This is a genomic window from Bacillus haikouensis (assembly GCF_013179555.1).
Lineage (GTDB): Bacteria > Bacillota > Bacilli > Bacillales > Bacillaceae_B > Rossellomorea > Rossellomorea haikouensis_A.
The window spans coordinates 1-8,076 of sequence record NZ_JABMCR010000193.1; the positions used below are offsets into that span (position 1 = coordinate 1).

The 8,076-nt window shown below is 40.1% G+C and carries 8 protein-coding genes; 1 reads left to right on the forward strand and 7 read right to left on the reverse strand.

The annotated features are described in order from the left end of the window. Window positions 1-545 (reverse strand): GTPase HflX (gene hflX / locus HP456_RS16505; RefSeq protein WP_172253071.1); only part of this gene is annotated, 545 nt, incomplete at its 3' end. Window positions 546-731: 186 nt separating this feature from the next. Between hflX and HP456_RS16510 the strand changes: the two genes are divergently transcribed. Beyond that, on the forward strand, window positions 732-1,343 hold the full coding sequence (locus HP456_RS16510; protein ID WP_172253073.1) for a trimeric intracellular cation channel family protein: 612 nt from the start codon (window positions 732-734) through the stop codon (window positions 1,341-1,343). 62 nt (window positions 1,344-1,405) lie between these two features. Here HP456_RS16510 and spoVK read toward each other — a convergent pair whose 3' ends face one another. The 6 genes from spoVK to HP456_RS16540 form a co-directional block, all read right to left on the reverse strand. Next, window positions 1,406-2,347: a stage V sporulation protein K gene (gene spoVK, locus HP456_RS16515; RefSeq protein WP_172253085.1), complete on the reverse strand. Its 942-nt coding sequence runs from the start codon at window positions 2,345-2,347 to the stop codon at window positions 1,406-1,408. A gap of 413 nt (window positions 2,348-2,760) precedes the next feature. Next, on the reverse strand, window positions 2,761-2,994 hold the full coding sequence (gene hfq, locus HP456_RS16520; RefSeq protein WP_172253075.1) for an RNA chaperone Hfq: 234 nt from the start codon (window positions 2,992-2,994) through the stop codon (window positions 2,761-2,763). Window positions 2,995-3,023: 29 nt separating this feature from the next. Continuing rightward, window positions 3,024-3,980, reverse strand: coding sequence for a tRNA (adenosine(37)-N6)-dimethylallyltransferase MiaA (miaA, locus tag HP456_RS16525; protein WP_172253077.1), 957 nt, complete (start codon window positions 3,978-3,980; stop codon window positions 3,024-3,026). Between the two features lie 178 nt (window positions 3,981-4,158). Next, complete coding sequence (locus HP456_RS16530) at window positions 4,159-6,546, reverse strand: penicillin acylase family protein (RefSeq protein ID WP_172253079.1); 2,388 nt, start codon at window positions 6,544-6,546, stop codon at window positions 4,159-4,161. A gap of 123 nt (window positions 6,547-6,669) precedes the next feature. Continuing rightward, entirely contained in the window at window positions 6,670-7,245 is a 576-nt protein-coding gene (locus tag HP456_RS16535) for an MFS transporter (protein ID WP_172253081.1), read from the reverse strand. Then, a partial coding sequence (locus tag HP456_RS16540) for a D-arabinono-1,4-lactone oxidase (RefSeq protein ID WP_376766228.1) occupies window positions 7,242-8,076 on the reverse strand: 835 nt, incomplete at its 5' end. The genes HP456_RS16540 and HP456_RS16535, both read right to left, overlap by 4 nt.

Below are 8,076 nucleotides of genomic sequence, written 5' to 3' on the forward strand. Positions count from 1 at the left end.
ACGATCGTTTGGAGATGCTTTTTGATATCATCGATCCGGCGATGGATATGTCTTCTGTCACTTTCAAGCTTCGTTTCACCGGGGCCTCTTGTCCCAATTCCCCCTCCCAGCCTCGAAAGGGATGCGCCTTGTCCGACTAAACGCGGAAGCAGATATTGCAGCTGGGCCAACTCAACTTGCAGCTTCCCCTCACGTGAGCGTGCCCGTTGTGCGAAAATATCCAATATAAGCTGGGTTCTGTCAATTACTCTGGCATTTAAATTTTTTGATAAATTCCGTATCTGGCTCGGGGAAAGTTCATCCTTGAAAATGATGATGTCCGGTTCATATTGTTCTTCGAGTGCTGCAAGTTCTTCTGCCTTCCCTTTGCCTATATATGTACCCGGATGGATCCGGTCCCTCTTTTGGGACAAAATCGCGAGGACTTTTCCTTGAGCGGTCTCTGTCAATTCTTCAAGTTCTTCCATGCTATATTGAAAACGCAGGTCATCTTCATCCAGTTGACAACCGACTAACAAGACTTTTTCCTTCACTTCTTTTTTCAATAAGCACCCTTCTTTCCGTTAGTAAATCTGTATAGATTTCATCATATCAAAAGTAATTCATAATCTCTATGTTTAAAGTTATCAAAAAGTGTTGCAATTAAAGATTTTCATGATAAAATCATGTTTGGTTGAAAGAGATTCATCCTTCATTTACATAAAATGAAGATAAGGTTAGGAGGCATGCGTATGACTTGGGAGGTATTGAGCATCATTGGAACCATTGCGTTTGCTGTATCAGGTGCCATCATTGCCATGGAAGAAGAATATGACATTCTTGGCGTATATATATTAGGAATCGTCACTGCCTTCGGTGGCGGAGCCATAAGGAATTTACTTATAGGGGTTCCGGTATCTGCTTTATGGGAACAGGGAATGTTGTTTCAAATTGCACTTTTGGCAATCACTGCCGTTTTTTTGTTCCCCAATAATTTGCTTAAACATTGGAGAAGATGGGGGAACTTTTTTGATGCTGTAGGTCTCTCTGCATTTGCGATTCAGGGTGCATTATATGCCTCTAATATGGATCATCCCCTATCCGCGGTAATTGTCGCTGCCGTTCTTACAGGAAGCGGAGGAGGAATCATCAGGGATTTATTAGCCGGAAGAAAGCCTATTGTTCTCCGCCGTTCCGAAATCTATGCTGTCTGGGCTGTTATGTGCGGCGCAGCTGTCGGACTCGGTATTACAAATTCAGCATTTGAACTTTATACTTTATTTATTCTTACGACTTCATTACGTGTCCTATCATACTTGTATAAATGGCGGTTACCCAATAGAAGCATCCGTGCACAAGGTTAAAATATAGAAAAAAATGCATTCCCGGAGAATGCATTTTTTGATTAATCAAAAGTGCTGCCTTATTATTCTGCAGGGGATTTTGTAAATATTAAATCATTGCTCCTGATTGTGATTAAGTCATTTCTATTATAGCAATTCTCCAACAGCAGTCTCATAGCCTGTGCCCGGATAGATTTTTCCAGTATATTACGGACATACCTTCCATTTGAAAAAGCCATTGGTGTTAAAGTATTTTTGGCTGAATATAAATGCTCCCTGACCTTTCTTTCTGCATCGGAGCTTAATAAGTATTCTTTCTCTTCTAACATCCTTTTAGCTATTTCCATCAATTGATCTACTGAATAATCGGGAAAGTGAAATACGAGTGGAAACCTTGATTGCAGCCCTGGATTCAAAGTCAGGAAATGATCCATCTCCCTTGAATAGCCTGCAAGTATCAGTATGAACTCATGTTGTTTATCCTCCATATGCTTAACCAGAGTATCTATTGCTTCTTTCCCAAAATCCTTTTCTCCTCCCCTTCCCAGTGAATATGCTTCATCGATAAATAAAATCCCGCCCAAGGATTTCTTTATAAGATCCCTTGTTTTTTGGGCGGTATGACCGATATATTCACCCACCAAGTCCGCTCTCTCTGCTTCAATTAAATGACCTTTGGATAATACATTCATCTTTAAGAATAAGTTTCCTATAATTCTTGCCACGGTCGTTTTACCGGTACCAGGATTCCCTTTAAACATCATATGAAGTGCCTGCTTACCTGCTTTCAAGCCCATTGCTTCACGCTTCTTGTTCACATATATCCACGCGTAGATTTCTTTTACCATCTTTTTCATTTCTTCCATCCCGACAAGAGATCCTAACTCTTCTTCAATTTCCTTTAACGCCACATGCTCTTGAGGGAATGTTTGGGGCAGGGCATCGGGTTTAAGTGTATCTCTAACAGAATTTCGTTTTTGAGAATTAAGTACAATGCTGATTTGTCCATTATTTTTCATTCTCATTGGTTGCTGTTCCAAAAATTTCACCTCACCATTCTAGAGACAGTATACGCTTAGAGGCCGTTTGGGTGCGAATGCCTATTATTCCATCCTATATCTCGACAGTCTGTGATATCAAAAAGAAACAAATGAAAAAAACGCAGAATCCTGTCATATCTTGCGCTTTCCCGAGAAATATACAGAAACATGATCTGCTCAATAACAAGTGAATATTCTACATGGATAGAGTCTCATATCATTCTATTCAATGAACACTCTTTTCATTAATTAAAAGTATAAAATTCGGAGAAATACAATTAGCATAATTAGAAACTGCTGATGATATCTAAATAATCAGTAACAAATGTAAAAGAATAAAAAAACTGCCCGAAATTATCAGGCAGCCTTGTCAGCTTAAAATCATCAGAACTAAACGATTAGTTATTCTCTTCATAATTTATTTGAACATTCCGTTGAGGAGCAAATGTCGATATGGCATGCTTATAAACAAGCTGCTGTTTCCCATCACATTCGAACAGTACGGTAAAATTGTCAAACCCCTTTACATGACCGCGGATCTGAAATCCATTCAATAGGAACACCGTACATAGTGAACTGTCTTTACGCAATTGGTTCAGGAATTGATCTTGGATATTAATTGATTGTTTCATGTCTAGTCCTCCTCTTCTATCTCTACTTACTAATTCGACTTTAGTTGAAGCTTTCCTGCAATAAATTCTGAAATCTCTTCAATAATTTTTCGATGGTCCTTTTCATCAGTCATATCAAACCAGTTGACCTCCATCTTATTACGAAACCATGTCAATTGCCTCTTTGCATATCTCCTTGAATTCTGTTTTAGATTCCCGATTGCACTGTCAATGCTTATCTTTCCATCCAAATATTCATAAACCTCTTTATACCCGATAGCCTGAACGGATTGAACGCCATGCACTCCACTTTCATAAAGAGAACGCACTTCTTCAATAAGACCCGCATCAATCATGAGATCTACCCTTTTATTAATTCTGTCGTAAAGCTTCTCACGTTCCATGGTCAACCCTATCAGAGCGATGTCATAAAGAAGTTCAGCTGATTGACTTTCCTGGTAGCAGGTCATCGTTTTACCGGTAACATGAAAGATTTCCAAAGCACGGATTACTCTGCGCGTATTGTTTGGGTGAATATTTTTTGCAGCTTCCGGATCGATGCTTTGAAGGAGTTCGTATAGTGGTCCAATCCCTTTATCTTTAACCTTTTGTTCAAGAACGGTTCTATATTCAACGTCACCCGGAGCATCTGTAAACTGATAATCAAATATCACTGATTGAATATATAAACCTGTGCCCCCGGCTATCATCGGGATTTTTCCGCGTGAATGAATATCCGAGATTTTTTCTCTGACAATCTGTTGGAATTCTGCGGCAGAGAATGATTCTTGCGGGTCTTTAATATCAATTAAGTGGTGCGGGATTCCTTCCATCTCTTCTTCAGTTATTTTCGCAGTTCCGATGTCCATACCTTTGTATATTTGCATGGAATCCCCGCTTATGATCTCTGCATTGAATAACCGGGCGAGATGAATACTTGTTCTGGTTTTACCTACAGCAGTCGGGCCTATGAGCACGATTAATTTTTGCTTGGTGTTGTGAGACATACTTTCACTGCTTTCTATGTAATTCTTCCTTTACATATTATCGTACCATAATAGTTTACGAAATCACATCTTGTTAGTATACCCTTTTTACATTTTATTAAACGATTATTAAATCTGTACTATACGAAAGCGCCTGTTATCCCTCACCAAGGTTTGATGAAGGGAAACAGGCGCCTGTTTATTCAGCCTTTAACAACAATTTTTCGTCATCTCCTACTTCACTCAAAGATGTTATATGATACTCCCCTTGCACCCAGGAATCGATTTGATTGTCATACCATTTACTTTTAAAGTGTCCAACCTGACCTGGTCCAACGATATGATAGCCTTCAGTGAGTTTTGAAGCGTCAATCACAAACCTCCATGATGCGCCGTGATTTACAATTTCTTCATTGTTGTAACTGGCTGCCTGAACGGTGACCCTGCTTCCCCCGACCGGAACTGGTGCTTGTCTGTTGAAAAACCATTCTAAAACCGGAGAGGCGCTGGAAATGGGATGTTCAAAATAGACTTGATGATAATCCCCCCATTGCCATTTATTCATGTCATAACCATATGCATCCTCCAGCTCATCCAGCGCATTGTCCAACGTACCCAGCAGATAACCTGTATATCCGCCAGATGGTTCAAACCAGGAAGATTCTTCTCCCCCATGGGCTTTTCTTAACATTTCATCAACAATCATTTGACGGCCTTCAAAAAGCTCCATCATCTCTTGTGGGATCTCTTTCTTAAACATTTCCATAGATAAGTTGTTCATCCAAAAATGAAACAGCAGTGGTGCATTTTCATTTTTATCATCTTTATAATCCCACTCCTTAAGGATATTAACAGCTTGCTCTTGTTCTGAAGATAATTTTCTATCTTGAAGATCATTTATGAAAATCGGTACAAATTCAGCGGCATGTAAATTGATCTGGTCCATCTGCAGCTTTTTCATATCCTCAATCGTCAATTCATCATTCTCCTCAAGATACTGAGAAATCCTCATATATCTGTAAGGCTGCGCCCAATGATGACTTATATGATAGGGGTAGCTGTCATCAATGACTTTGTTATTTGCAGTAGCAGCAAATCCTTTCTCGGGATTAACAACAGAAGGAAGTTCGTCAAATGGAATGAATCCTTCCCACTCAAATTCAGGATCCCACCCCGGAGCGGGAAGCAGACCGTCGCCTTTTTTCCGTATAGGTATTTTTCCATTTGCCTTATATGCTATGGTTCCGTCCTTTGCTGCAAAGACGAAGTTTTGGGTAGGTGTATGGAAATCTTCCAGCGCTTTTTCAAATTCCTTCCAATTGCCGGCTTTATTGATATTTAGAATGGCCTGCAGCTCGAGACTCGGATCTAAGGCTGTCCACCTGAGTGACAATGCTTGCTTGTCATCTGTTTGATGAGCAAAATCCGATATAATCGGACCATGTCTCGTGATGACCACCTCATATGGAATCGCTTTCTCTCCTTTTACAAGGATTGGTTCTTCAATAATCGTCGCTTTTTCCCAATCATCACTATACTTAAAAAGTGTCGGATCCTGCACATGCCTTTGTTCTACATATAAATCTTGAACGTCCGGTCCTGTATTCGTAACTCCCCATGCAATTTCTTCGTTATGGCCCAGGATGATTCCGGGAATCCCAGCGAAAATGACTCCGCTGACATTCAATTGAGGAGCATTTAAGTGCATTTGATACCAAATCGATGGTGTGCCCAATGATAAGTGGGGATCATCAGCCAGCAATGGTTTTCCGCTTGCCGTTTTTTTCCCGCTTACTACCCAGTTGTTACTGCCGTTAAACTCAGGAGGTACGACAGCTGCAGCAAATGAGTCTTCTATGTCGATTGTCAGGTCGCCGATGGACGAAAGGATTTCCGGAGCATTTTCAGGATAAGAAGGGAACAGGTCAATTGCCTTTTCTTCAGACAGATTCTTCATAGCCCAATACCGGAATGCTTGTCCTTGCCAATGTCCTCCCAGGTCGAATGCCATGTATTTGCCAATGGTCAACGAATCTATCGGAGTCCACTTTTCCGGTTTGTATCCAAGCAGCGTAAACTCGACTGGAAGTCTGCGGTCGTCTATCCCTTCATCCATGAATGCATTGACTCCTTCAGCGTACCATTCAAGGATTTGCTTCGTTTCATCCGGATAGGCTGTATAGGACACTTCTGCAGCTCTGCGCAGTCCTAAAGTACGGAAGAATTTATCACGTTCCACGGTTTTTCCGCCGATTACCTCACTTAATCGCCCCGATGCCTGCCTTCTGCTTAGATCCATTTGGAATAAACGGTCTTGAGCCTGAACATACCCCTGAGCAATGAACAAATCCTTTTCGTTTGCTGCAGATATATGGGGTACTCCTTGTTTGTCTCTGATCACCTCTACATCATGGGATAAAGCACTTAACGAGATTGTTCCCGAAGTCTCGGGCATTGATCTTTCAACGAAGTAGTATATTCCCACTATCCCGGCAGCTAATACAAGAATGCATATACCGCCAGAGCATAGTAAAATTGTAAAACGCTTTTTCTTTTTTAACGTCTGAAGCTCGACTCCCCCATTCATCTTTCTCCCCCTGATCTATTTTATTGAAAATTCAGAAATATATTCTATATAGGTATTAGCTTTTTCTTTACTCAAATCCTTCTTATTTTCAATAATTGGAAGAACGAAATGACGAAAAGAGCTTCAATTTCCGATTGTTCTTTTTTCATCCAGTTTATGTGTCCGTTGAAAATTTGAATAACTGATGACCATGAAGATGCTGCTTGAGAGAAAAAAAACAGAACAACCGTAGAAAATGAAATGAATCGTAAAGTAATTTAACAAAAGCCCGGTTCCCATAACGGCAAAACTAGAGCAAAATGAAGTCCAAAAATGATAGTTTCCGATCATCTTCCCCCTGCCGCCATTGGAAGGCATTTCACTAAGTACCACTTTTTCACTCGTTTTTTGAACTGCTCCAAGCACACCCAGACAAATCTGCATAAAATAAACCATTTTAATCGATGTAACAGAGGGGATGAGCAGGAACAAAAAACTCATTCCAACAGCATATACGATCAGAAGTCCGAAACCACCTGTTCTGTCTGCCAATTTTCCAATCAGCCGGTGACTGAGCGCTGCACTCAGAGTAAATAATCCATAAGCAAATCCGAAAGATGAGAACGAATTCCCAAGGTTTTGTATAAACAACAGATAGAATGGAAATGAGACACTGGCGGCAGTCATCGCGAAGCTTTGGGAGAGAATGAACCATTTCATGAACCATACTCCTGATAATATTGATTAGTGAACCGTTCTTCCGGATCAAGCTTTCTTTTCATTTGAAAAAATTCATCACTATGAGGATAAGCTTTTCTCATCTGAGATTTCGTAGGATACTCATAATAAGGTAAATAATATGAACCGCCGTGATTCAAGGTGATATCTATCATGCCCCTTACCGTTTCACCTGTTTCAGAAATCTCCGCGTCGCTCATGCCCTGATTGATGAGAAGGACGAGAGCAAACATATCCTCTTTAGCAAATGACATGAGAGCCTCGTTGTTTCGATCAACATATCGAACTGTTATGTTGACTAAGTTTAAATCTCTCTGCCCCAGATAAATCCTCAAATCTTCAATATACTCTTCATATTCGGTAACCGGAACAAAATATTCCTGCAAAATATCTGTATCATTCCCTGCCTCGTATTCAAGAAAGTCAGATTCAGACCGCATAACATTATTCCTTGTCACCAGTTTCTCGTTCTGATTCAGAAAAAAAGCTTTCTGCATTTTCCAAAACAAGTCTTTTCCCCAATCGAAATCGCGGGATAAACCGAGGAAGAATTTTGTCAGAAATGTAAATTTATCTTCTTTAAGTTTACTGTTTTCAATGTATTCCTGCTGATTCCCACTGGAATAATAGTCAGTAATATACATATCTTTCAAGAAGGTTCGCGGCGCTGTCGATAACCTGGCTAGATGCATTTTCACCTTATCATCCGACAAAACATGTTTGTTAAAATATTCAGGGTATTTAACGTATGAGATTTCATTAGTTCTCATTGTATATAACTCATCTTTAGTTAATTGAAGCTCTACATCCAAG